The 23,890-nt window shown below is 73.2% G+C and carries 25 protein-coding genes; 12 read left to right on the plus strand and 13 right to left on the minus strand.

What is annotated here, in order from left to right; translation table 11 throughout:
• Positions 1-412 precede the first annotated feature (412 nt).
• Positions 413-1,531, plus strand: coding sequence for a magnesium and cobalt transport protein CorA (locus AC07FV_RS18275; RefSeq protein ID WP_356604308.1), 1,119 nt, complete (start codon positions 413-415; stop codon positions 1,529-1,531).
• Between the two features lie 33 nt (positions 1,532-1,564).
• Complete coding sequence (locus AC07FV_RS18280) at positions 1,565-2,077, plus strand: hypothetical protein (protein ID WP_479088366.1); 513 nt, start codon at positions 1,565-1,567, stop codon at positions 2,075-2,077.
• 82 nt (positions 2,078-2,159) lie between these two features.
• Here the strand turns inward: AC07FV_RS18280 and AC07FV_RS18285 are convergent, their stop codons facing one another.
• Positions 2,160-2,858 (minus strand): hypothetical protein, encoded by a 699-nt coding sequence (locus AC07FV_RS18285; protein ID WP_479088368.1) that lies wholly within the window; start codon positions 2,856-2,858, stop codon positions 2,160-2,162.
• Positions 2,859-3,140: 282 nt separating this feature from the next.
• On the opposite strand from AC07FV_RS18285, the gene AC07FV_RS18290 reads away from it, so the two are divergent.
• The 3 genes from AC07FV_RS18290 to AC07FV_RS18300 are packed head-to-tail and all read left to right on the plus strand — an operon-like array spanning position 3,141 to position 6,199.
• On the plus strand, positions 3,141-4,433 hold the full coding sequence (locus AC07FV_RS18290; protein ID WP_479088370.1) for a magnesium transporter MgtE N-terminal domain-containing protein: 1,293 nt from the start codon (positions 3,141-3,143) through the stop codon (positions 4,431-4,433).
• A complete protein-coding gene (locus tag AC07FV_RS18295) occupies positions 4,423-5,022 on the plus strand; it encodes a DUF1003 domain-containing protein (RefSeq protein ID WP_479088372.1) in 600 nt (199 codons plus the stop codon). The genes AC07FV_RS18290 and AC07FV_RS18295 overlap by 11 nt, the downstream gene beginning before the upstream one ends.
• Before the next feature lie 43 nt (positions 5,023-5,065).
• On the plus strand, positions 5,066-6,199 hold the full coding sequence (locus AC07FV_RS18300) for an Mrp/NBP35 family ATP-binding protein (protein ID WP_383644969.1): 1,134 nt from the start codon (positions 5,066-5,068) through the stop codon (positions 6,197-6,199).
• Between the two features lie 73 nt (positions 6,200-6,272).
• Here the strand turns inward: AC07FV_RS18300 and AC07FV_RS18305 are convergent, their stop codons facing one another.
• From AC07FV_RS18305 to sigE, 5 genes are all read right to left on the minus strand, one after another.
• Positions 6,273-6,944, minus strand: coding sequence for a hypothetical protein (locus tag AC07FV_RS18305; protein ID WP_479088375.1), 672 nt, complete (start codon positions 6,942-6,944; stop codon positions 6,273-6,275).
• A 245-nt stretch (positions 6,945-7,189) separates the two neighbouring features.
• On the minus strand, positions 7,190-7,636 hold the full coding sequence (locus AC07FV_RS18310; RefSeq protein WP_479088377.1) for a sec-independent translocase: 447 nt from the start codon (positions 7,634-7,636) through the stop codon (positions 7,190-7,192).
• Between the two features lie 147 nt (positions 7,637-7,783).
• Positions 7,784-9,949 carry a S1C family serine protease gene (locus AC07FV_RS18315; RefSeq protein WP_479088378.1) on the minus strand — a complete coding sequence of 722 codons (2,166 nt, stop codon included), beginning with the start codon at positions 9,947-9,949 and terminating at the stop codon, positions 7,784-7,786.
• Positions 9,950-10,044: 95 nt separating this feature from the next.
• Positions 10,045-10,986: an anti-sigma factor family protein gene (locus tag AC07FV_RS18320; protein ID WP_479088380.1), complete on the minus strand. Its 942-nt coding sequence runs from the start codon at positions 10,984-10,986 to the stop codon at positions 10,045-10,047.
• Between the two features lie 68 nt (positions 10,987-11,054).
• Positions 11,055-11,726 (minus strand): RNA polymerase sigma factor SigE, encoded by a 672-nt coding sequence (gene sigE, locus AC07FV_RS18325; protein WP_479088382.1) that lies wholly within the window; start codon positions 11,724-11,726, stop codon positions 11,055-11,057.
• Between the two features lie 298 nt (positions 11,727-12,024).
• Here sigE and AC07FV_RS18330 point away from each other — a divergent pair, with 298 nt between their 5' ends.
• Positions 12,025-12,723 (plus strand): O-methyltransferase, encoded by a 699-nt coding sequence (locus AC07FV_RS18330; protein ID WP_384694198.1) that lies wholly within the window; start codon positions 12,025-12,027, stop codon positions 12,721-12,723.
• A 131-nt stretch (positions 12,724-12,854) separates the two neighbouring features.
• On the opposite strand, the gene AC07FV_RS18335 is transcribed toward AC07FV_RS18330, so the two are convergent.
• The gene (locus tag AC07FV_RS18335; protein WP_003966491.1) at positions 12,855-13,022 is read right to left on the minus strand and encodes a DUF3117 domain-containing protein; all 168 of its coding nucleotides are present in this window, start codon (positions 13,020-13,022) and stop codon (positions 12,855-12,857) included.
• Between the two features lie 367 nt (positions 13,023-13,389).
• Here AC07FV_RS18335 and chcB point away from each other — a divergent pair, with 367 nt between their 5' ends.
• Complete coding sequence (gene chcB, locus AC07FV_RS18340; RefSeq protein WP_383644959.1) at positions 13,390-14,193, plus strand: 2-cyclohexenylcarbonyl CoA isomerase; 804 nt, start codon at positions 13,390-13,392, stop codon at positions 14,191-14,193.
• 28 nt (positions 14,194-14,221) lie between these two features.
• Here chcB and AC07FV_RS18345 read toward each other — a convergent pair whose 3' ends face one another.
• Both AC07FV_RS18345 and AC07FV_RS18350 read right to left on the minus strand, forming a co-directional pair.
• Positions 14,222-14,806: a DNA-3-methyladenine glycosylase I gene (locus AC07FV_RS18345; RefSeq protein WP_383644956.1), complete on the minus strand. Its 585-nt coding sequence runs from the start codon at positions 14,804-14,806 to the stop codon at positions 14,222-14,224.
• A complete protein-coding gene (locus tag AC07FV_RS18350; RefSeq protein ID WP_479088610.1) occupies positions 14,803-15,162 on the minus strand; it encodes a DivIVA domain-containing protein in 360 nt (119 codons plus the stop codon). The genes AC07FV_RS18345 and AC07FV_RS18350 overlap by 4 nt, the downstream gene beginning before the upstream one ends.
• Positions 15,163-15,368: 206 nt before the next feature.
• Here AC07FV_RS18350 and folP point away from each other — a divergent pair, with 206 nt between their 5' ends.
• Positions 15,369-16,241 carry a dihydropteroate synthase gene (gene folP, locus AC07FV_RS18355; protein WP_384694193.1) on the plus strand — a complete coding sequence of 291 codons (873 nt, stop codon included), beginning with the start codon at positions 15,369-15,371 and terminating at the stop codon, positions 16,239-16,241.
• A 68-nt stretch (positions 16,242-16,309) separates the two neighbouring features.
• Here folP and AC07FV_RS18360 read toward each other — a convergent pair whose 3' ends face one another.
• Together AC07FV_RS18360 and dapE are read right to left on the minus strand one after the other, a co-directional pair.
• Positions 16,310-17,068, minus strand: a complete 759-nt coding sequence (locus AC07FV_RS18360) for an LOG family protein (protein ID WP_479088385.1) — start codon at positions 17,066-17,068, stop codon at positions 16,310-16,312.
• A gap of 109 nt (positions 17,069-17,177) precedes the next feature.
• Entirely contained in the window at positions 17,178-18,257 is a 1,080-nt protein-coding gene (gene dapE / locus AC07FV_RS18365; protein WP_479088386.1) for a succinyl-diaminopimelate desuccinylase, read from the minus strand.
• Between the two features lie 84 nt (positions 18,258-18,341).
• On the opposite strand from dapE, the gene AC07FV_RS18370 reads away from it, so the two are divergent.
• Positions 18,342-19,316, plus strand: coding sequence for a heavy metal transporter (locus AC07FV_RS18370; protein WP_479088388.1), 975 nt, complete (start codon positions 18,342-18,344; stop codon positions 19,314-19,316).
• A 322-nt stretch (positions 19,317-19,638) separates the two neighbouring features.
• Entirely contained in the window at positions 19,639-20,088 is a 450-nt protein-coding gene (locus tag AC07FV_RS18375; RefSeq protein ID WP_479088390.1) for an ATP-binding protein, read from the plus strand.
• Positions 20,089-20,146: 58 nt separating this feature from the next.
• On the opposite strand, the gene AC07FV_RS18380 is transcribed toward AC07FV_RS18375, so the two are convergent.
• Positions 20,147-21,244: a bifunctional succinyldiaminopimelate transaminase/glutamate-prephenate aminotransferase gene (locus AC07FV_RS18380; protein ID WP_479088391.1), complete on the minus strand. Its 1,098-nt coding sequence runs from the start codon at positions 21,242-21,244 to the stop codon at positions 20,147-20,149.
• A gap of 127 nt (positions 21,245-21,371) precedes the next feature.
• Positions 21,372-21,692 (minus strand): ferredoxin, encoded by a 321-nt coding sequence (gene fdxA / locus AC07FV_RS18385; RefSeq protein WP_006603298.1) that lies wholly within the window; start codon positions 21,690-21,692, stop codon positions 21,372-21,374.
• Between the two features lie 140 nt (positions 21,693-21,832).
• Here fdxA and AC07FV_RS18390 point away from each other — a divergent pair, with 140 nt between their 5' ends.
• Both AC07FV_RS18390 and AC07FV_RS18395 read left to right on the plus strand, forming a co-directional pair.
• The gene (locus AC07FV_RS18390; protein WP_479088392.1) at positions 21,833-22,846 is read left to right on the plus strand and encodes a GNAT family N-acetyltransferase; all 1,014 of its coding nucleotides are present in this window, start codon (positions 21,833-21,835) and stop codon (positions 22,844-22,846) included.
• Between the two features lie 31 nt (positions 22,847-22,877).
• Positions 22,878-23,801, plus strand: a complete 924-nt coding sequence (locus AC07FV_RS18395; protein WP_479088394.1) for a transglutaminase-like domain-containing protein — start codon at positions 22,878-22,880, stop codon at positions 23,799-23,801.
• The last annotated feature ends 89 nt before the right edge of the window (positions 23,802-23,890 follow it).

The following is a 23,890-nucleotide window of genomic DNA, read 5'->3' on the forward strand; positions in this document are numbered from 1 at the left end:
TCGCGGTCACGACCCCGACGCCTGAAGACTCCCCTACGGGGAACCCTCCCAAACAGAGGGAATCGATCGTCCCTCACGAGGGACCGGCCGGAGGAGGTGGGGCTGGCATGGACCGAAGTCGACCGTGCAGTACCACCCGCTCTTCCGGCCGCTGATGCAGCTGCTCCGGCTCCTCGCCACCGCCGCTCCCCCTCATCCGCGCGCCGTCCTTCGGAAGAGCACTTCGTCTCGTTGTGCCTGACCCGGTCGATCGATCCGGTCAGCAGCTGAATCAGCAGCGAAGTCGGCCACCGCGACGGTGCGGTGCACCCCGCTTTGTGGACGTGCCGAGCACGTACGGTCAGGACGTCCTCATTCCGGGTGGTTCCACCCGTCCCGGCGCCGTTCGCTGCCCGTAGCGAAGGAGCCCGCCATGTCGATGATCCGTGACCTGCGCGCCGCGGTCCGCCCGTCCCGAGTCTCCCTGCGCAAGGACAGCGGCGGCGTCTACGACACCACCCGCGACCCGGCGACCGCCACCGCCGTCGTCGACTGCGCCGTCTACCGCGACGGCGCGCGCGTCGAGACGGACACGCCGCTGGGCCCGCACCAGGCGATGCGTCAGGTGCGCCGCGACGGCGGGTTCGTGTGGATCGGACTGCACGAGCCCACCGAGGACGAATTCGCGGGCATCGCCCGGGAGTTCGGCCTCCACCCGCTGGCCGTGGAGGACGCCGTCCAGGCCCACCAGCGGCCCAAGCTGGAGCGCTACGACGACTCCCTGTTCACGGTCTTCAAGACCATCCACTACGTCGACCACGACGAACTCACCGCCAACAGCGAGGTCGTCGAGTCCGGCGAGGTCATGTGCTTCACCGGACGGGACTTCTTCATCACCGTCCGGCACGGCGGCCAGGGTTCGCTGCGTGCCCTGCGCCACCGCCTCCAGGACGACCCGGAGTTGCTGCTCAAGGGCCCCTCGGCGGTGCTGCACGCCATCGCCGACCACGTCGTCGACGGGTACATCGCGGTCGCCGACGCGGTGCAGGACGACATCGACGAGGTCGAGACGGAGGTCTTCTCGCCGGGCCGCAAGGGCACGCCGCGCGGCACCGACGCCGGACGGATCTACCAACTCAAGCGCGAGGTGCTGGAGTTCAAGCGGGCGGTGGCGCCGCTGCTGCGCCCCATGCAGCTGCTCAGCGAGCGGCCGATGCGGCTGATCGACCCGGAGATCCAGAAGTACTTCCGGGACGTCGCCGACCACGTGGCGCGGGTGCAGGAACAGGTCGTCGGCTTCGACGAGCTGCTCAACTCGATCCTCCAGGCCAACCTCGCCCAGGCGTCCGTCGCGCAGAACGAGGACATGCGCAAGATCACCTCGTGGGCAGCGATCATCGCCGTACCGACGATGGTGTGCGGGGTGTACGGCATGAACTTCGACTACATGCCGGAGACCCACTGGAAGTTCGGCTACCCACTGGTCCTGTCCATCACGGTCGGCCTCTGCCTGGGCATCCACCGCACGCTCAAGCGCAACGGCTGGCTCTGAGCCCGCCGGAGTGCTCCTGGATAGGCTGACCGCATGACAAGCGAGCTGCTCGACCAGGCCCTCGTCGAGGAGGCCACGAAGAAGTCCGGCCTCATCTGGGTCAAGGGGGCCGGGGCGCCCGCCCGCGCGCTGTGGCACGTCTGGCACGAGGGCGCCGCCCTGGTCGTCGGCGACGGCCTCGGTGAGCAGCCGCTGCCGGGACTGGCCGACGGCGTCGCGGCCGAGGTGACGGTGCGCAGCAAGGACAAGGGCGGCCGGCTGGTCTCCTGGGCGGCCCGGGTCGTGGAGCTGGAGTCCGGGACGGAGGCGTGGCAGGCGGCCGTCGCCGACCTCAAGGGCAAGCGCCTGAACGCCCCGGACGGCGAGGCGATGACCGGCCGCTGGGCCCGCGAGTGCCGGGTGCTGCGCCTGGAGCCGACGGGGGCGACGGCGCCTCTGCCGGACGGTTCCCTGGCCGAGGCACCGCTGCCCAGTTCCGCCACGACGCGGCAGCCGGTGCCGGCGGGGCTGCCGCGGCTGCTGCTCAAGCGTCGCAAGAAGCGTTAGCGCCGCAAGAAGCGTCAGCGCTGCCAGAAGCGTCAGCGCTGCCAGAGGCGTCAGAGCCGCCCGGGACGCGTGCCGGCGTTCGCTACGAGGTCGGCAGCTGGCCGCCGTAGTCCAGGGTGTCGTCCTTGCCCGGCTCCTGGAGCGCGAAGTCCTGGTTCCACTCCGAGAAGCTGATCGTGCCCGCGCTCCCCGCCCGCACCAGGCGCAGCGGGTACGGCGTGCCCTCCAGGGAGACGTCCAGGGTGCCGCCGGCGCCCTCGTCCCCGGTGATCCGGACGGTGCGCACGCCCGCCTGCTCGTGGCGCCCGTCCGTCTCCACCGTGCCGTGCAGGGTCAGCAGACCGCCGAGGAGGACGTCCTTGTCCGTGAAGCCGCTGAACTTCTTGAACACCGGGTCGCTCTCCGGCACCTTCACGTACTTGCCGGCCAGCTTCTCGGCGGCCTTGGCGTCGCCGCCGTCGTGGCTCCAGAAACCGGCGTCGGCCTTCAGGAAGAGCTGCTCGCCGACGCGCAGCAGCCCGAACGTCGTCCCCTCGGCGGCGACCGACCCGGTCCCGCCCTCGGGCTTCAGCCGCATGTCGAGGCGGTACGTGTTCCCGCCGGCCTCCACGGAGCCGTGCAGGTGCACCGCCCGGGCGGTCCCGGCGACCGTGCGGGTCCTGGCGTGGATCTTGTCGGCCGAGAGCTTGCCCACGCCGTTGGTGCCCGCGTCGGGGTCCTCGTCACTACTGCATCCCGTCAGCCCTCCGCCCGTCACCACCAGGGCGCACACCGCGCCCATCAGAGCGACTCTGCGGATGCGGCGCCGGGGAGTCACAGACACAGGTGGGACTGCCTTTCTGACAGGGGCCGGCACGGAGCCGGCCGGCGGCCGGGCGGCGTACCGCAGCGTACCGGGGCCGCGGACGGCGGACGGAGCCAGTCCGTCCGGACCGCCCACCAGGGCGGAGCCGTTCGGGACGGGCTAGCCTGAAGCCCGTCCGAGCGGGCAATTCGGGAAGAGACACCGTACGAATCAGCTCTCACGCACTCTGACGCACGCTTACGAAAAGGAGCCGCGGCCATGGCAGCGGGCGCCCCCCGGATCTTCGTCTCCCACCTCTCCGGCATCGCCGTCTTCGACCCGGCCGGTGACCAGGTGGGACGCGTCCGCGATCTGGTCGTCATGCTCCGCGTCGGCCGCAAACCCCCGCGGCTGCTCGGGCTGGTCGTCGAACTCACCACCCGCCGCCGCATCTTCCTGCCCATGACCCGGGTCACCGGCATCGAGTCCGGCCAGGTCATCACCACCGGGGTCCTCAACGTGCGGCGCTTCGAGCAGCGGCCCACCGAGCGCCTCGTCTTCGGCGAGCTGCTCGACCGGCGGGTCACCCTCACGGACACCGCCGAGGAGGTCACCGTCCTCGACCTGTCGGTGCAGCAACTGCCCGCCCGCCGGGACTGGGAGATCGACAAGGTCTTCGTCCGCAAGGGGAAGAAGGGCAGCGCCTTCCGGCGCAACAAGGGCGAGACGCTGACCGTCGAGTGGTCCGGCGTCACCGGCTTCTCCGTGGAGGAGCAGGGACAGGGCGCCGAGAACCTCCTCGCCACCTTCGAGCAGCTCCGCCCCGCCGACCTCGCCAACGTGCTGCACCACCTGTCGGCCAAGCGCCGCGCCGAGGTCGCCGCCGCCCTCGACGACGACCGCCTGGCCGACGTGCTGGAGGAGCTGCCGGAGGACGACCAGATCGAGATCCTCGGCAAGCTCAAGGAGGAGCGCGCCGCGGACGTCCTGGAGGCGATGGACCCCGACGACGCGGCCGACCTGCTCGGTGAACTGCCCGAGGCCGACAAGGAGCGGCTGCTGAGCCTGATGGAGCCCGACGACGCGGCCGACATGAGGCGCCTGATGGCGTACGAGGAGCACACGGCCGGCGGTCTGATGACGACCGAGCCGATCGTGCTGCGGCCCGACGCGACCGTCGCGGACGCCCTGGCCCGCATCCGCAACCCCGACCTGTCCCCGGCGCACGCCGCCCAGGTCTACGTGTGCAGGCCGCCCGAGGAGACCCCGACCGGCAAGTACCTGGGCACGGTCCACTTCCAACGCCTGCTGCGCGACCCCCCGTACACCCTGGTCGGTTCGATCCTCGACGCCGACCTGCAACCCCTGGAGCCGGACGCCGCGCTGCCCGTGGTCGCCGGGTTCTTCGCCGCGTACGACATGGTCGCGGCGCCGGTCGTGGACGACTCCGGGTCGCTGCTGGGCGCGGTGACCGTGGACGACGTACTGGACCACATGCTGCCCGACGACTGGCGGGAGACCGAGTACCACCTGGAGGACGCGGCGGGGGAGGTGGGCGCCGATGGTGCCTGAGCGTGAGAGCGGGCCCCGGGAGCGGGCGGCGTCGGGGGCCACGGCGGCCTCCCGCGGCCGGACCCGGCTGGACCAGCCGCGTCCGCCGCGCCGCAGGCTGCTGCCCGAGTGGGACCCGGAATCCTTCGGCCGGCTGTCGGAACGCGTGGCGCGCTTCCTGGGCACCGGGCGGTTCATCGTCTGGATGACGGTCGTCATCATCTGCTGGGTGGTGTGGAACGTGTCCGCGCCGAGCGGGCTGCGCTTCGACGAGTACCCGTTCATCTTCCTGACGCTGATGCTCTCGCTACAGGCTTCCTATGCGGCGCCTCTGATCCTGCTCGCGCAGAACCGGCAGGACGACCGGGACCGGGTCAATCTCGAGCAGGACCGCAAGCAGAACGAGCGCTCGATCGCCGACACGGAGTACCTGACGCGGGAGATCGCCGCCCTCCGGATCGGTCTCGGCGAGGTCGCGACGAGGGACTGGATCCGCTCCGAGCTGCAGGACGTCCTCAGGGACCTGGAGGAACGGCAGAACGGCCACCACCCCGACCGCGGGGTATTCCCGGCGGAACGGTCCGCGGGGCGTGACGTACACGACCGTTGACGGGGCTTTCCGTGCCCCGTGGGCGGCGCCGTACCATCGTCCTATGGCTACGGAAGACGCGGTGCGCGAAGCACTGGCGACGGTGAACGACCCCGAGATCAACCGGCCCATCACCGAGCTCGGGATGGTCAAGTCGGTGGAGATCGGTGCGGACGGAGCGGTCGCGGTCGCCGTGTACCTGACGGTCTCCGGCTGCCCCATGAGGGACACCATCACGCAGCGCGTGACGGAGGCGGTGTCGCGGGTCGAGGGCGTCACGCGCGTCGACGTCGAGCTGGACGTGATGAGCGACGAGCAGCGCAAGGAGCTGGCCACCGCCCTGCGCGGCGGCCAGACCGAGCGCGAGGTGCCCTTCGCCAAGCCCGGCAGCCTCACCCGGGTCTACGCGGTCGCCTCCGGCAAGGGCGGCGTCGGCAAGTCCTCGGTGACGGTGAACCTCGCCGCGTCGATGGCGGCGGACGGCCTGAAGGTCGGTGTCGTCGACGCCGACATCTACGGCCACTCCGTGCCGCGGATGCTGGGCGCCGACGGGCGGCCCACCCAGGTCGAGAACATGATCATGCCGCCTTCGGCCAACGGCGTGAAGGTCATCTCGATCGGCATGTTCACGCCGGGCAACGCGCCGGTGGTCTGGCGCGGCCCCATGCTGCACCGCGCGCTCCAGCAGTTCCTGGCGGACGTGTACTGGGGCGACCTGGACGTCCTGCTGCTCGACCTGCCGCCGGGCACCGGCGACATCGCGATCTCGGTGGCGCAGCTCGTGCCCAACGCGGAGATCCTGGTCGTGACGACCCCTCAGCAGGCCGCGGCCGAGGTGGCCGAGCGGGCGGGCGCCATCGCCGTCCAGACCCACCAGAAGATCGTCGGCGTGGTCGAGAACATGTCCGGCCTGCCCTGCCCGCACTGCGGCGAGATGGTCGACGTCTTCGGTACCGGGGGCGGTCAGGCGGTCGCCGACGGCCTGACCCGCACGACCGGCGCCTCGGTCCCGGTCCTCGGCTCCATCCCGATCGACGTCCGCCTGCGCGAGGGCGGCGACGAGGGCAAGCCCGTCGTCCTGTCCGACCCGGACTCCCCGGCGGGCGCGGCCCTGCGCGCGATCGCGGGGAAGCTCGGCGGCCGGCAGCGGGGTCTGTCGGGGCTGTCGCTGGGGATCACCCCGAAGAACAAGTTCTGACTGTTCCGCGCCGTTCTACCACGGCATCGGGGGGGTCGTCCGACCGGACGGCGCCCCCGATGCCGTGGTGCCGTCAGGCGTACTCGGCCACGTCCTTGACCACGGAGAAGGCGAGCCCGTACGCGCTCATCCCCCGCCCGTACGCCCCCAGGTGGACGCCCTGCTCGGTGGAACCGGCCAGCACCCAGCCGAACTCGGACTCCCGGTAGTGGAAGGGCGTCGGTACGCCGTCCACGGGGAGGGACAGCGACGTCCAGTCGGTCCCCTCGAGGTCGTCGGCGAGGACCCACGCGGTCTCCGTCTGCTGCTCCAGCCAGTCGTCCCGCAGCGAGTGGTCCATCTGGCCGGGCCAGGTGAAGGAGAGCAGCCCCACGCCGGCGAGCCAGGCCGCGGAGGAGACCGAGGTGGCCTCCAGCAGGCCCGTGCCGTCGGCGCTGCGCCGGTCGGGGTTGGCCGCGACGGTCACGACGACCGCGAACTTCTCCTTGGCGTCCTGGTCGTCACCGGACACGTGCTCGTTGCGCACCGACGGTTCGTCGCCGTGCCCGATCGAGCCGTGCTCCACCGTTCCGTCGGCCGCCGCGCCGACCTGCATCAGCCAGCGCCGACCCGTGAAGGCCTCGTCGAGGCCGTACCACGGGAAGGGCGCACGCAGATAGCCGTCGATCGTCCGCCGGGCGGAGGGGACCTCTTGTCCATCCTCCGTGCCCGGCGTCTGCGCGACCGCCTGACTCGTCGTCTCCATGTGCCCGGACGCCTCCTCGCTCTCGTCGGAACGGAACGGCCCGCCCCCCTTCGGGCGCACTCGTCCGGTCCGCACAACAACTCGGGCAGCATAGCCACCCCAGGGGCGACAGCCGGGAAAGCGCCCGGCGCGTGGGTCGCGCGGGCGTCGTGTTCAGCCCCCGCGCGCGGCGTACGAGGCGTGATACGCGTCACACGGGGCGCCGGGGCGGGGCCCCGGGGCGGGCGGCGGCCCGCCGGGTGAGGTCAGGTGGCGTCCGCGTCGAAGGGCGGGCGGTCGACGGGAGGCTCGGGCTTCTTCGACATGTCGACGCGACCGCCGGTGGTGCCGGGCGCGGACGCGGCACCGGAAGAGGACGACGACTCCGGCTCGCGGCCGTGGACCGCGTCGGTGACCTCGGCCATCTCCTTCTTCAGGTCGAAGCCGTTGCGGATCTCCTTGAGCCCCAGGTCGTCGTTGTCCAGCTGCTTGCGGAGGAACGTCTTGGGGTTGAGGTCCTCGAACTCGAAGTCCTTGAACTCGGGGCCCAGCTCCTGGCGGATGTCCTGCTTGGCGCTGTCCGAGAACTCCCGGATCTTGCGGATGGTCCGCGTGACGTCCTGGATGACCTTGGGGAGCTTGTCCGGGCCGAACACGAGCACGGCGAGGACGACGAGTGTCACCAGCTCGAGTGCGCCTATGTCATTGAACACCTGAAGCTCCTTGGGATGTCCGGGCCGCCCCCACGGTACCCGCCGATCCCGTCCGACCGGTACCGTCCCGCGGGCCCCGAGCGCCTGTACGCGGGCGCTTTCCGAATTGTTTGCCTTCCTGGTCCCTTGTCGGACCTGTGCGCCGGTTCAGTCGCCGCCGGAGGAGCCCAGGACCAGTGAGACCTTCGTCTCCTCGCCGTCGCGCTCCAGCGTCAGTTCGAGGCGGTCGCCGGGGCGGTGGGCGCGGGTCTTGACGATGAGTTCCTCGCCGGAGTGCACGCGCTGGCCGTCGACCGCGGTGATCACGTCCCCCGCCTCGATGCCGGCCTCGGCGCCGGGGCCGCCCGCGGTGACCGCGGGCCCGCCGCCGCTGCCGCGGGTGCCTACGCGGGCGCCGTCGCCCGCGTAGGCCATGTCGAGGGTGATGCCGATGACCGGGTGGGTGGCCTTGCCGGTGTTGATCAGCTCTTCGGCGACGCGCTTGCCCTGGTTGATGGGGATGGCGAAGCCCAGCCCTATGGAACCGGCCTGGCCGCCGTCCGGCTCCGCGCCTCCGCTGCCCGCGGAGCGGATGGCGGAGTTGATGCCGACCACCCGGCCCCGGGCGTCCAGGAGCGGGCCGCCGGAGTTGCCGGGGTTGATCGGCGCGTCGGTCTGCAGGGCGTCGACGTACGACACGTCGCTGCCGTCGCCCTCCTCGCCGCCCGCCGTGATGGGCCGCTCCTTGGCGCTGATGATCCCGGAGGTGACCGTGCCGGCCAGGTCGAAGGGGGCGCCGATGGCGACGACGGGGTCGCCGACCGTCACGTTGTCGGAGTTGCCGAGGGGCATGGGGGTGAGGCCGCGGACGCCCTTCACCTTCACCACGGCGAGGTCGTAGCCGCTGTCGCGGCCGACGACCGTGGCCTCGGCGGTGTCACCGCTGTTGAAGGTGACGGTGATCCCGCCGCCCGACCCGGCCGGCTGCACGACGTGGTTGTTGGTCAGGATGTGACCGCGGTCGTCGAGCACGAACCCGGTGCCGGTGCCGGCCGCGTCGCCGCCGCTCACGTGCAGGGTCACCACACTGGGCAGGGCCCGGGCGGCGATCCCCGCGACGCTGTCCGGCGCCCGCTCGGCAGCCTCCTTGCCGGCCTGGGGCAGCTCCACGGTCCCGACACCGCCGTTGCGCTCCAGGTAGGCGCCCACACCGCCGCCGATGCCGCCGGAGACGAGGGCGATCAGGAGTGCCGCGCCGATGAGTGCCTTCCTGGCCCGCCCGCGTCGCTGGTCCCGCGTCGGCACGGCCGCACCGCTCTGCTGCCAGGGCGCGGTGGCGGCCGAGGCGGCCCAGGGGTCGTAGCGCCGCCAGGGGTCGGCGCCCGGGGTGTCGGCCGCCGGGGCGTCGTACGTCGCCTGCCCGGGCACCGGCGCCGCAGCGGACGGCGCGGCGGCAGCCACCGGAGGGGCCGGCGGTGGGGCGTCCGCCAAGACCGGGTCGGGGACGGCACCCGCGGGCGGCGCGGCACCGGCGGGCGCGGCGGGCCCGGCAGCCGTGCCGGGTGCGCCGGGTGCGCCGGGTGCCGGCGCCGCCGTGCCGGGTGCGGCCTGAGCCGGCTCCGGGACGCCCGCCGCCCTCGGGTCGGGGACTGCCGCTGCGGGCTGTCCCTCGGCCAGGGCAGCCGGCCCCGCCGCCGGGTGCTGCACGGGCGGAGCCGGGGCCCAGGGGCCCGGTTCGCCGTACGGCGGGGTGCTGTACGGGTCGGGCTCGTGCAGCGGCTTCGGCCGCTCGGTGAGGGGCGGGGCGGTGGGCGCTTCGGCGACGAGCCCGGGCGTGACGGGCACGTCGGCAGCAGGTTCGTCGGAGCCGGGCCCCGGGACGACAGGCACGTCGGCGACAGGCACATCGGCCACAGGCGCGTCCGCGACGGGTGCGTCGGTGGCGGGTGCGTCGGTGGCGGCGTCGCCGTCCGGGCCGGGCCGGGCCGGCACGACCGGGTGAGGACGGGCGTCCGCGGCCGCCTCCGCGTGCGGGGCGTCGGCCGCGTCCACGTGCCCCTCGGTGGCGGTCGAGCCCGCGCGTGGGTCAGGGACCGTCGCCGGGTCCGTCACCGCGTCCTCGACCGATCCGGGCGCCGGGCGCTCCAGCTCGTAGTCCCCCGCGCCGGACGCGGGGCGCGGGGCCGGACGCTCCAGCTCGAAGTCGCCCCCGCCGGCCCCGTCGTCACCGGTGTCGGCCGCACGGGGGCGTTCCAGTTCGAAGTCACCGTCGGGCACGTCCGCCGATCGGGGACGCGACCACCACTTCGCCTTCGTGGGCTTCCCCTCGTTCATGTTCTCCCCCGCAGCCGGCCGCAGATCGTCGGCCCCAAGGGCTCTGGCGCCACCCCGGATTCAATCAGGTTCCCGGGCCGGCGCGCAGAGCCCGGTCAGTGAGCCGGACGGTGGGAGGCGCCGGGTGCTGCCGCCGGGTAGGGCGGCGGCACCGGGTCGGGGACGGGTGCGGCGAGCAGGGCGGGGGGCCGGGCCTCGGAGATCATCGACCACGCGGTGAGCGCGAGGGGCGGAACGGCCTCGAGCGGACGTATCAACGGCGACCTGGCCGCGGCCCCGGCGGTCTCCGTCCCGGCCGCCTCCGCGGCGTTCGGGGTGCGCGGCGCGTGCTGCCGCGGGTCGGCCCCCGCGGGGGCCGGCAGCCCGGGCAGCAGCGGCGCCGACACCGCGGTCGGAGCGACAGGGGTGTCGCCGAGCGTCCGCTGCCCCTGGACCTGCCCGACCAGCGGACCTCCCGCACGACGGCGCTGGCTCTCGTGGCTCGTGAGGACTCCGGCACCGGCGGTGCGCGCGGGCGTCACATTGCTGCCAGTGCCGGAGCCGCGTGCCTCCATGGAGGTGTCCGGCGTGCCCACGGTGACACCGCCCAGCGCGATCGCGGCCAGCGACACCGCTCCGGCGGCCGCGCACGCGAACCGCAGGCCGCGCGAGGACGACCGCTCCGACTCCTGCCGGCTCACGTCGTGGATACGGAAGCCGCGGCCCGGCGCGGAGGGCGTCAGCACGGAGGAGTGCGTCCGCGCGGGGGCGTAGCCGAACTCGAAGCGCTCCTCCCGACGGGTCCCGAAGACCCCGTCGAAGCCCCCGAAACCCGTGCCGAACCCATCGCCCGGCGACACTCCGCCGCCGTCCGTGTCGGCTCCTCCGGGCAGACCCTGGAGGCGGGCCAGGAAGCTCTCGGACGGGGCCGGCGGGGCCGCCTCGGCGAAGACGTTCTTCAGACGGCGCTGCGCGTCGACCTCGGCCTTGCACTTCGGGCAGGTCGCCACGTGCGCCAGCACACGCTCACGCGTGTCATGACCGAGCTCTCCGTCCACCAGGGCGGAGAGTCGGTCTCCCAGATGCTGCTCTGCGAGGTGCCCCTCGGATTCAGGCCGTGACCCACTCACGCGCTCGTGCCCCCTCCTCCCAGTGCCGGGACACGGGCCGCGAACGAACGGCGCTCGGCGCGTGTCCGGGGAGCGCGGTGCGCGAGCGCCTTGCGCAGCTGGGACCGGCCCCGGTGGATCCGGGAGCGGACCGTGCCGAGCTTGACGCCGAGGGTCGCGGCGATCTCCTCGTACGACAGCCCTTCGATGTCGCACAGGACGACGGCCGCGCGGAACTCGGGCGCGAGGGTGTCGAGGGCCTGCTGGACGTCCGCGTCGAAGTGTGCGTCGTGGAAGACCTGCTGCGGGTTGGGCTCCCTGCTGGGCAGCCGCTCGGCCGCGTCGTCGCCGAGCGCGTCGAAGCGGATGCGCTGCTTGCGGCGGACCATGTCCAGGAAGAGATTGGTGGTGATGCGGTGCAGCCAGCCCTCGAAGGTGCCCGGCGTGTAGGTCGACAGCGACCGGAAGACGCGGACGAAGACCTCCTGGGTGAGGTCCTCGGCGTCGTGCTGGTTGCCCGTGAGGCGGTAGGCGAGGCGGTAGACCCGGCCGCTGTGGGTGCTGACGATCTCCTCCCAGGTGGGCGGAGTCCACGCCTGCCCGTCCGCGTCGCTGGAGAAGGTCGCGGTCTGGGTGTGTCCCGTGGCGGGACGGCCTGCGTGGCTGTGGTCAGCAGCGGTGTCGTTCACGGATTTCGGCCTGCCTGCCGATCCGAGGAAGCGCCGCAGCACTCCGCCCCGATCCGCGGGAACGGCCGCACCTCCCCTGTCGGCTCTGGTGGTGTCCAGTGGAGCCCCTACCATAGCCACCTCGCCCGTTAGCTCCGGATAAGCGGTTTTACGAGAATTTGATCTGGGCTGACACGGCTCGTACGGCTGCGTCAGCACTTGCTCGGCACCATGGCCCACTTCGCCGCCCCCCGTCGCCGTCCGGCCTCTCGTCCGTCTTCGGACGTCGTCTCGTCCTCCCCTTCAAACGACCGGTCCCATCTGCGGGTTCCCGACGCCAACGGATACAGTCACGCCGAGGCAACGACGGGGACAGGAGAGGGTCATTACCGGCAACCGGCAGACGAGCTGGGCGTTCGCCGACGCCTATGTCGCCGAGGACGACGCGCTGCTCTGGGCACGCGACCGGGCCCGCGAGGCGGGCCTGCGCTCGGTGACCCCGGGTACGGGCTCCGCGCTGGGACTGCTCGCCGCCGCCGTGGACGCCAAGGCGGTCGCGGAGATCGGCACCGGCTGCGGGGTCTCCGGAATCCATCTGCTGCAGGGAATGCGGCCGGACGGCGTACTGACCACCGTCGACCCGGAGCCGGAGCACCAGCAGTTCGCCCGCCAGGCCTTCCGCGCCGCGGGGTTCGCCAGCAACCGGGCCCGCTTCATCCCGGGCCGCGCCCTGGACGTCCTCCCCCGGCTCGCGGACTCCGGTTACGACCTCGTCTTCTGCGACGGCGACCGTCTGGAGTACCTGGACTACCTCGCCGAATCGTTGCGTCTGCTGCGCCCCGGCGGCCTCGTCGCCTTCGAGGGCGTCTTCGGCGCGGGCCGGACCATCGACTCCGGTCCGCAGCCCACCGAGGTGCTGCGGCTGCGGGAGCTGCTGCGCGCGGTCCGGGAGAGTCAGGAACTGGTGCCGTCACTGCTTCCGGTGGGCGACGGGCTGCTGTGTGCCGCCAAACGGTGAACCACCGCCCCGCGAGCACCCCGGGAGGCCGGCCCGGCGCCCCTCGGGGGAAGCGGGGAGGCCCGGCAGGACGATCGCCCCGGCACCATGTGCGGTACCGGGGCGATCGAACGGGTATGGTCGCTCGCGCGTCAGCCGACGACCTTCTTGAGGGCGTCGCCGAGTGCGTCGGCCTCGTCGGGGGTCAGCTCGACGACGAGTCGACCGCCGCCTTCGAGCGGAACGCGCATGACGATGCCCCGCCCCTCCTTGGTCACCTCGAGCGGGCCATCGCCCGTCCGCGGCTTCATGGCCGCCATGCTCGTTCCCCTTCCTGATACCAGCTCACCGTCACCGCCGACGGCCCGTGAGGGCACGCGCAGTCCGGCCCGGACACGCGACACCGGCATCGAACACATTGCTTCCCAGCCATTATCCCGCATCCCAGGACCCGATGACCAACATCGGTCGGCATCGCTTGGGCAACGCGCGCGAGCAAAACCACTCAATTCGGCGATGTGACTGCGATACTGCGCGCCCCCGCGCCCCTCCACCGAGGGAAAACGGACCGGATTCCTTTGACGCAGCTCACATCTCAGGAGCGGTCCGGCGCCGGTGATCTCCGTCATGCTGTCTCCCGGACCCACACGGTCGACGACGACCGACCACGACGCGGAGGGGAAACCCATGGCCGACACCGTGCTCTACGAGGTGAGCGACGGGCTCGCGACGATCACGCTGAACCGCCCCGGGGCGATGAACGCGCTGAACATCGAGACCAAGGTCGCGCTCCGGGACGCGGTGCGCTCCGCGGCTGCGGACGACGCCGTGCGGGCGGTGCTGCTGACCGCCGCCGGCGACCGGGCCTTCTGCGTCGGCCAGGACCTCAAGGAGCACATCGGGCTGCTGGCCGCCGACCGGGAGACGGGGTCCGGCGAGACGATGAGCACGGTGCGTGAGCACTACAACCCGATCGTGCGGGCGCTTACGGAGGCCGAGAAGCCGGTGGTCGCCGCCGTGAACGGCGTGGCGGCCGGGGCGGGCTTCGGTTTCGCGCTGGCGGCCGACTACCGGATCGTGGCGGACACGGCGGCCTTCAACACGTCCTTCGCGGGCGTCGCGCTCACCGCCGACTCGGGCATCTCCTGGACGCTGCCGCGCGTCGTCGGTCCCGGGCGCGCCGCCGACCTGCTGCTCTTCCCGCGCAGCATCGGCGCCCGGGAGGCGTACGAGCTGGGCATCGCCAACCGGGTCGTCCCCGCCGCCGACCTGCGCGCCGAGGCCGAGCGGACGGCTCGTGCGCTGGCCGAGGGCCCGACGGTGGCGTACGCGGCGCTCAAGGAGGCCATGGCGTACGGGCTGACGCACTCGCTCTCCGAGACGCTGGAGAAGGAGGACGAGCTTCAGTCGCGGGCCGGCTCCTCCGAGGACCACGCGATCGCGGTGCGCGCCTTCGTGAACAAGGAGAAGCCGAAGTACCTGGGGCGCTGAGCCCGGGGCGGCGGGCCGGCCGGACGGCTCAGGCCCGCCGCGCCACGCACGCCGCCAGGTGGTCGTCGACCAGTCCGCACGCCTGCATCAGCGCGTACGCCGTCGTCGGGCCGACGAAACGCAGGCCCCTCTTCTTCAGCGCCTTGGACAGGGCCGTCGACTCCGGTGTGACGGCGGGGACGTCGGCGAGGGTCTTCGGGACCGGGCGCGTGGCCGGGTCGGGGGCGTGCGACCAGATCAGCTCGTCCAGCTCGCCGGGGGCCCACCGGGCCAGCTCGCGCGCGTTGGCGAGGGTCGCGTCGATCTTGGCGCGGTTGCGGATGATGCCCGCGTCGGCGAGCAGGCGTGCGCGGTCCTCGTCGGTGAAGGCGGCCACCTCGGCGATCGCGAAGCCGGCGAAGGCGCTGCGGAAGCCGGGCCGGCGGCGCAGGATGGTGATCCAGGAGAGGCCGGACTGGAAGGCCTCCAGGCTGAGGCGTTCGAACAGGGCGTCGTCGCCGTGGACGGGCCGGCCCCACTCCTCGTCGTGGTAGGTCACGTAGTCCGCGGTGGACAGGGCCCAGGGGCAGCGCGGCGCGCCGTCCGGGCCCGCCACGGCCTCCCCGGCGCTCACTGCTGCTCCTCCCGGGCCGGCTTCTCCATGGAGACGTGTTGGTGCGTGACGGCGGCCCGGGCGCCGGCCAGTGCGGACTCCAGGTCGGCGATGCGGGCGTCGCGCTCGGCCAGCTCGGCGCCGAGGCGGCCGAGGGCGTCGTCGACGTCCGCCATGCGGTATCCGCGGGCGACGAGCGGGAAGCGCAGCCGCTCCACGTCGGCCCGGCCGACCGGGCGGTCGGGGGGCAGGGAGTCCCGCAGCCGCTCGGGGGCGGCGTCGGGCAGCGGCCCGCTGTCGCCGCCGCTCACCACGGCGAGCGTCACCGCGGCGACCACGACGGCCAGCGCGACGACGAGGAACAGGAACATGACCATCGCTGGGGCCCCCATGGTCGGGCGGGACGCGGTCACCGCGCTGGTCGGCGGGACGCGTCGCTGGTCGGATCGGAGTCGGAACTGGAGTGGGAGTCGGTTGTGTCGGGTCCGATCGTGCCATGCGAGTCTGACAGTCGGGGCCGCAGGCGGCCGAAGGCCGGTCCCCGGGGCCGGGTCCGGGACGAGAGAACGGTGTGGACGAGACGATGTCGCAGGGGACGCTGAGGCTGGGCAGGCGTGAATTCACGGCGCACGAGCCGGTGATCATGGCGATCGTGAACCGGACCCCGGACTCCTTCTACGACCAGGGGGCGACCTTCCACGACGAGCCCGCCCTCGCGCGCGTGGAGCGGGCGGTGGCCGACGGTGCCGCGATCATCGACATCGGCGGGGTGAAGGCCGGGCCCGGGGACGAGGTGTCGGCCGAGGAGGAGGCCCGCCGGACGGTGGGGTTCGTCGCGGAGGTGCGGCGGCGGTTCCCGGACGTCGTGATCAGCGTGGACACCTGGCGGCACGAGGTCGGCGAGGCCGTGTGCGAGGTGGGGGCCGACCTGCTGAACGACGCGTGGGGCGGCGTCGACCCGAAGCTCGCGGAGGTCGCGGCGCGGTACGGGGTGGGGCTGGTGTGCACGCACGCGGGTGGCGCGGAGCCGCGGACCCGGCCGCACCGGGTCGCCTACGACGACGTCATGGCCGACATCCTGAAGGTGACGCTGGGGCTGGCCGAGCGGGCGGTGGCGCTGGGGGTGCCCCGGGAGTCGGTGCTCATCGATCCGGGGCACGACTTCGGGAAGAACACGCGGCACAGCCTGGAGGCGACGCGGCGGCTCGGCGAGATGGTGGACACGGGGTGGCCGGTGCTGGTGTCCCTGTCCAACAAGGACTTCGTCGGGGAGACGCTGGACCGGCCCGTGAAGGAGCGGGTGCTCGGGACGCTGGCGACGACGGCGGTGTCGGCGTGGCTGGGGGCGCGGGTGTACCGGGTGCACGAGGTGGCGGAGACGCGGCAGGTGCTGGACATGGTGGCGACGATCGCCGGGCACCGGGCCCCCGCGGTGGCCCGGCGGGGGCTGGCCTAGGGAGGGTCGGCCCGGGCGGGGGGCGGCCCGGGCATCCCGGCGCCTCCCCCGCCCGCCGACGGCGTGCGCTACACGCCCGCCTCCTTGGAGACCAGGGCCACCGCCTCGTCCACGTCGTCCGTGACGTGGAAGAGGAGGAGGTCCTTCTCCGCGGCCTTGCCCTGGGCGACCAGGGTGCCCCGGAGCCAGTCGACGAGGCCGCCCCAGTACTCGGAGCCGAACAGGACGATGGGGAAGCGGGTGACCTTCTGGGTCTGCACCAGGGTGAGGGCCTCGAAGAGTTCGTCGAGGGTGCCGAGACCACCGGGCAGGACCACGAACCCCTGCGCGTACTTCACGAACATCATCTTGCGGACGAAGAAGTAGCGGAAGTTCAGGCCGATGTCGACGTACGGGTTCAGGCCCTGCTCGAAGGGCAGCTCGATGCCGAGCCCGACCGACGTGCCCTCCGCCTCCAGGGCGCCCTTGTTGGCCGCCTCCATGGCGCCGGGCCCGCCGCCGGTGATGACGGCGAAGCCCGCCTCGACCAGACCGCGGCCCAGCCGCACCCCGGCGTCGTACTCCGGCGAGTCGGCCGGCGTGCGGGCGGAACCGAAGACGCTGATGGCGGGCGGGAGCTCGGCGAGGGTGCCGAAGCCCTCGATGAACTCGGACTGGATGCGCAGGACGCGCCACGGGTCGGTGTGGACCCAGTCCGTCGGGGCACGCTCGTCCAGCAGGCGCTGGTCCGTGGTGCTCTTCTGGACCTGACCCCGCCGTCGCAGGACAGGGCCCAGGCGCTGCTCCTCCGGCGGCTGCTTCTTGCCCTCGGGGTTGCCGGTCGGCATGGGCGCTCCCTCCAGTTGCAGGTTCTTCCGCCTCAGCGTAGATCTACGCGGGTTACGTACGAGGGACCTCAGCATGTCCGCCACGCGCCGCGCTAAACCACGGGGGTGATCACGCCGTCAACCAGGACCGCAGGCGCTCCTCCCCCGCGAGGATCTTGGCCGTCTCCACTCGCTCGTCCCGCTTGTGCGCCAAGTGCGGGTTGCCCGGGCCGTAGTTGACCGCCGGGACGCCGAGCGCCGAGAAGCGCGACACGTCCGTCCAGCCGTACTTGGGCTGCGGGGTGCCGCCCACCGCCTCGATGAAGGCCGCCGCGGCCGGGTGGGAGAGCCCCGGCAGGGCCGCGCCGCTGTGGTCGTCGACCACGAACTCCGCCACCCCGCAGTCCGCGAAGACCTCGCGCACGTGGGCGAGGGCCTCCTCCGGGCTGCGGTCCGGGGCATAGCGGAAGTTGACCGTCACCACGCACTCGTCGGGGATGACGTTGCCCGCGACCCCGCCCGTGACGCCGACCGCGTTCAGGCCCTCGCGGTACTCCAGGCCGTCGATCACCGGGTGGCGCGGCTCGTAGGCCGCCAGGCGCGCGAGGATCGGGGCGGCGGCGTGGATCGCGTTGGAGCCCATCCAGGAGCGCGCGGAGTGCGCCCGCTCCCCCGTCGTCCTCAGCAGCACCCGCAGCGTGCCCTGGCAGCCGCCCTCCACCTGGCCGTCCGACGGTTCGAGGAGCACCGCGAAGTCGCCCTCCAGCCACTCGGGGTGGGCCTCGGCGACGTGCTTGAGGCCGTTCAGCTCGGCGGCGACCTCCTCGTTGTCGTAGAAGACGAAGGTCAGGTCGCGGTTGGGGGCGGGGACGGTCGCCGCGATGCGCAGCTGGACGGCGACGCCGGCCTTCATGTCGCAGGTGCCGCAGCCCCACAGGACACCGTCCTCGTCCAGCCGGGACGGCACGTTGTCCGCGATCGGGACCGTGTCGATGTGGCCGGCCAGGATCACGCGCTCCGCCCGGCCCAGGTCCGTGCGGGCCACGACGTTGTTGCCGTACCGCTCGACCGACAGGTGCGGCAGGGCGCGCAGGGCGCTCTCGACCGCGTCCGCGAGCGGCTTCTCGGTGCCGCTCTCGGAGGGGAAGTCGACGAGCCGCGCGGTGAGCTCCGCGGCGTCCAGCGTGAGGTCAAGCGGGGTATCGGCCATGGCCCCGACCCTAACGCCCCTGCCCGGCCGGGCACTGTCCGTACCCGGGGTACACCACTCCCTACCCTCCAGTACCTTGTACGCGTGCTTCCGCCGCCGCCTCGCAAACGCCATGGCCGTCTCCTCCGTTCCGGGGCGGCCCTCGTGGTCCTGCTCGCGGTCGCCGGATACCTCGTGGTGCAGTACGTCGCCGGGGGCGGCGGTGCCCCGGGCTGCCGGGTCGTCTCGGGCGAGGACGGCGGCAAGACCTACGAGTTCTCGCCGGAGCAGGCGGTCAACGCGGCGACGATCACCGCGGTGGGCACCGCGCGCGAGCTGCCCGAGCGTGCCGTGACGATCGCGCTGGCGACCGCGCTCCAGGAGTCGTCGCTGCGGAACATCGACCACGGCGACCGCGACTCGCTCGGCCTCTTCCAGCAGCGCCCCTCGCAGGGCTGGGGCGCGCCCGGGGAGATCATGGACCCGGCGTACTCGGCGGGCCGGTTCTACGACCATCTGGTGAAGGTGCCCGGCTACACGAGCCTGCCGCTGACCGTCGCCGCGCAGCGGGTGCAGCGCAGCGGCTTCCCCGATGCGTACGCCAAGCACGAGCCGGACGCCACGCTGCTCGCCGCCGCGCTGACCGGGCGGTCCGCCGCGACGCTGACCTGCGAGGGCCGTCCCGGTACGAGCCGGGACAAGGGGCCGGACGCGGTCCGCGAGGCGCTCGTACGGGACTTCGGGCGGGACGTCCTCCAGCCGGCCGGCGCGAAGGCGGACGCCCCGGCCGCCACGCCCGCGCCCCCGGCGTCCGCGGGCGGCGCCGACGGGCGGACCGTGACACTCCCCGTGGCCACCGGCACCGGGGAGGGTGCGGACGCGGACCCGGGGCGGCGCGGATGGCAGCTGGCACACTGGGCGGTCGCCAACGCCTCGGCTCTGCACATCCAGCGGGTCTCCTACGCGGGCCGGGAGTGGACCGCGGGGAACACCGACAGCAAGTGGGATCCGACGGCCGCGGGCGGCGCCCAGGGCGCGGAGCGGGCCGCGGGCGCGGTCCGGATCACCTCCACGCGGTAGCGCTCGCCCGTACGAGCCGTCACTCCGAGGGGTTGCCGGCGCCGAGGCCCGGCCGGCCGGTGCGCGGATGTCCGCGCCGTCGCCCCCGAACCCGCCGGAGGCCAGGGAATCCAAGGGCGGAGAGGCTGCGACGGGCTTTCCGGCCGACCACCTTTTGCCCGTTTTTCTGTGCACCCGATAATGCGACGCATTACCAACTCTTTACGTTGCGCCGCCGCAACCTTCGCGGCCTTCGAGCGGTAGTCACTGCGTCCGAGCCCGGTGGATCACTCGCCGGGCACGGTCGGATCACCCATCGTTGACTTTCCGTCGAAGGAGCATCATGTCCCTCCCCCTGACCCGCCGGATCGCCCGTGCCGCGCTGCTCGTCGCTGCGGGAGCGGCTGCCGGGGTCGGTGCGGCCGGCTCCGCCAGCGCGGCTCCCGAACTGCCGGCCGCCCCGAACCTCGGGGGACTGACCGCCCTGGACGGGGCGAACGTCGGCAACACCGTCGACTCCGCGGCCCAGAACGTCACGCAGACCGCGGGCGACACCGGCGGCAAGGCCGTCAAGAAGACCGTGCCGGCCGCGGGCAAGACCGGTGGCTCGGTCGTCAAGAAGAGCACGCCCGTGGCGCAGAAGGCCGCCGGGGACGCGGCCGGCTCCGCCGGCGAGATCGTCGGTGACACCGCGGGGACCGCCACCCAGGGCGGCCTGCCGACGGACGCGCTGGGCAAGGGCGGCCTGCCCGCCGCCGGTTCGCTGCCGGTGCAGGGTCTGCCGCTCGGCTGACGGTCTCCGACCTGCGCGACGAGGGGGCCCGGGAGTTTCCCGGGCCCCCTCGCCCTGCTCAGGCCGTCAGACGTCGCACCGCCGCCTCGACGCGTTCGTCGGTCGCCGTGAAGGCGACCCGGACGAAGTTCTCCCCCGCCGGGCCGTAGAAGTCGCCGGGGGCCGCCAGGATGCCGCGCTCGGCGAGGTGGGCCACCGTCTCCCAGCAGGACTCCTCGCGGGTGGCCCAGAGGTAGAGGCTGGCCTCGCTGTGCTCGATGCGGAAGCCGTGACCGGTCAGCGCCTCGCGCAGCGCCGTGCGGCGGGCCGCGTAGCGCTCGCGCTGGACGCGGACGTGCTCGTCGTCGCCGAGCGCCGCCACCACGGCCGCCTGGGTCGGCGCGGACGTCATCATGCCGCCGTGCTTGCGGATCTCCAGGAGCGGGCCGAGGACCGCCGGGTCGCCCGCCAGGAAGGCCGCGCGGTAGCCCGCGAGGTTCGAGCGCTTGGAGAGCGAGTGGACGGCCACCAGGCCGTCGTAGGAGCCGCCGTTGACGTCCGGGTGCAGGACGGAGACCGGGTCGGCCTCCCAGCCCAGCTCCAGGTAGCACTCGTCGGAGACGACGAGGACGCCGTGCTCGCGCGCCCAGGCCACGACGCGGGTCAGCTCGGCCCGGGACAGGACCCTGCCGGTCGGGTTCGACGGGGAGTTGAGCCACAGGAGCCGCAGCCCGGCCGGGTCCAGCTCGGTCGGGTCGTCGTACGCCTCGTACTCCGCGCGGGCCAGGCGCGCGCCGACCTCGTAGGTCGGGTAGGCCAGGCGCGGGAAGGCCACCTTGTCGCCGGGGCCGAGGCCCAGCTGGGTGGGGAGCCAGGCGACGAGTTCCTTGGAACCGACGATGGGCAGCACGTGGCGGTGGGTGACGTCGCGGGCGCCGAGACGGCGCCCGAGCCAGCCGGTGATCGCGTCGCGCAGCGCCGGGGTGCCCCAGACCGTCGGGTAGCCCGGGGAGTCCGCCGCGTCGGTCAGGGCCTTCTGGATCAGCTCGGGGACCGGGTCGACCGGGGTGCCGACGGAGAGGTCGACGATGCCGTCGGGGTGCGCGGCGGCCGTCTTCTTGTACGGCTCCAGCCTGTCCCAGGGGAAGGTGGGGAGGCGGTCGGAGACTGCGGACACGGTTTCTGGCTCACTTTCTCGGTGCGGCTCGGTGCGGCTCGAGCGGCGGAAACGCCTCGGTCCCGCACGGCACGGATCAGGGGCGATCAGCCGTACGGGACCGAGGCGGTGCGGTGCGGGGCCGCTCCTACTGGTTCTGCGGCGGCAGCGCGGCGATGAAGCTGTGGTCGCGCTCGATCAGCCCCAGCTTGCTGGCGCCGCCGGGCGAGCCGAGCTCGTCGAAGAACTCGACGTTCGCCTTGTAGTAGTCCTTCCACTCCTCGGGAGTGTCGTCCTCGTAGAAGATCGCCTCGACCGGGCAGACCGGCTCACAGGCACCACAGTCGACGCATTCGTCCGGGTGGATGTACAAGGACCGCTGGCCCTCGTAGATGCAGTCGACCGGGCACTCCTCGATGCACGCCTTGTCCTTCACGTCGACACAAGGCTGCGCGATGACGTAGGTCACGCTGTCGTTCCTCCTCGATAGGGCGCTGGCGGGCCTCCTCAGGCTCCGCCGCCTGGCGCGCGGGAGCGCGGCGTCGTCGATGCCCGCCCCTAGTATCTCCGTTCTTGGGCATGATCCGAACAGGAGGGGTGGACCGACCCGTGGAAATCTCTGCCGCTGGGCGTCTCGAAGTCCGTATCACCGCTGCTGACGTGGGCAAACGAGTCTCCGTGCGGCGCTTGAGCGAGGCTGGTGCGCCGGGTGAGAAGTTCACCGATACGGTCGGTGTTCTCACATCATGGGACAAGGGTGTGCTGCTCATCACACGGAAGAGCGGCGAGAGCGTGCGTGTCCCGGAATCCGCGCTGGTCGCGGGCAAGGTCGTGCCGTCCGCGCCCGCCCGTCGACGCGGCCCCTCCGCCACCTACGCGGAGCTGGCCCGGGCCGCCTCGCGGGCGTGGCGGCCGGTGGAGAGCGAGTGGATCGGCGACTGGGAGCTGCGGGCCGCCGCCGGGTTCACGCGGCGGGCCAACTCGGTGCTGCCGCTCGGTGATCCGGGTCTGCCGCTCGACGCGGCGCTGACCGCCGTACGCGGTTGGTACGCCGCACGCGGACTGCCCGCGTACGTGCAGACCGCCACCGGTGCCGCGGGCACCCAGGAGGTGCTCTGCGGCGAGCTGGAGCGGCGGGGCTGGATGCGGGAGGTGTCGGCGGAGGTGTGGACCGGCGCGTTGGCACCGGTCGCCGACCGGGCGGAGGGGGCCGGTGTGGCCCTGGCCCGGGAGGCGGACGAGGCGTGGCTCGCGCGGTACCGGCGCAAGGGCGTGAGCGAGGTGGCCCTGCGGGTGCTGGGCGGGGGGCCGTCGGTGTGGTTCGCGACGGTTCCGGGTGCGGACGGGGAGGCCCCGGCCGCGATCGGGCGGTGCGTCGTGGACGGGCGGTGGGCCTCCTTCGCGGCCGTCGAGGTCGATCCCGCGCTGCGCCGCCGGGGGCTCGCGACCGCCGTGATGGCCGCGCTGGCCCGGCGGGCGCTCGACGAGGGCGCGTCGGCGGCCTGGCTCCAGGTCGAGACGGACAACGCCCGGGCACGGGCGCTCTACGCCGGGATGGGCTTCGCCGCGCATCACGCGTACCACCACTACCGGGAACCGGCGGATGCCGGGACGGACCGGTAAACCGATCTCCGTGGAAGGGCACGAACCGGCTATGCGTCACCCCCGTCCCCCGTCACCGGAACGCTCCGCCGACCTGCGGCGGCGGTTCGCCGAGGAGGCGCGGTCCGAACGGCCCGACCTGGCGGCGCTCTGCCTGCTGGTGGGCGCGCAGGCGGACGGGACGCTGGACGAGGCGGGTCTGGACGCCGCGCAGGTGGAGCTGGACCGGCTGGCCGGGCAGCTGCCGTTCCGGCCGGGTTCGCCGGAGGCCTGGGCGGTGGCGGTGCGGGACCTGCTCGGCGAGCGCTACGGGTTCCACGGGGTCGCGGCGGACTACCAGCGCCTGGAGTCGTCGTTGCTGCACGAGGTGCTGCGGCGCCGGCGCGGGCTGCCGATCATGCTGTCCGTGGTGTGGCTGGAGGTGGCCCGGCGGGCGGGGGCCCCGGTGTACGGGGTCGCGCTGCCGGGGCACTTCGTGGTCGGGTTCGGGCCGGAGTCCGGTCCGGCGTCCGGGTCGGCGTCCGGTCCGGAGTCCGGGTCGGCGTCCGGGTCGGCGTCCCGGTCGCGGGAGGAGCGGGTGCTCGTCGATCCCTTCGACGGCGGGCGGGTACTGAGCGGGAACGACGCGGAGGCGCTGGTGGTGGGCGCCACGGGGGCCGGCCTGCGGGCCTCGATGCTGGAGCCCGCGGCGCCGCTGGACGTGGTGGCGCGCATCCTGAACAACATCCGGGCCTGGGCGGCGGCCCGGCCGGAGCGGTCGGACGTCGGCCTGTGGGCGATCGAGCTGGCGCTGCTGCTGCCTGCCCATGCGGCGCGGCTGCGGTACGAGCGGGCCCGGTTGCTGGTGCAGCGCGGGGAGTTCACGGCGGGGGCCGGTGAGCTGGAGGCGTACGCCGAGGTGGTGGCGGCGGTGGACGAGGCGGTCGCGGAGGAGATCCGCGGGGAGGCCCGGGCGGCCCGCGCGCTGCTCAACTGAGGTCGCCCCCACACTCCGGCGGTGCCTTCCGCCCTTCCCGACAACGGCAGGGGGCGCCCGGCGGTCGCCGGGCGCCCCCTGCCGTCGGG

The sequence above is a fragment of the Streptomyces sp. NPDC045956 genome, from assembly GCF_056430705.1.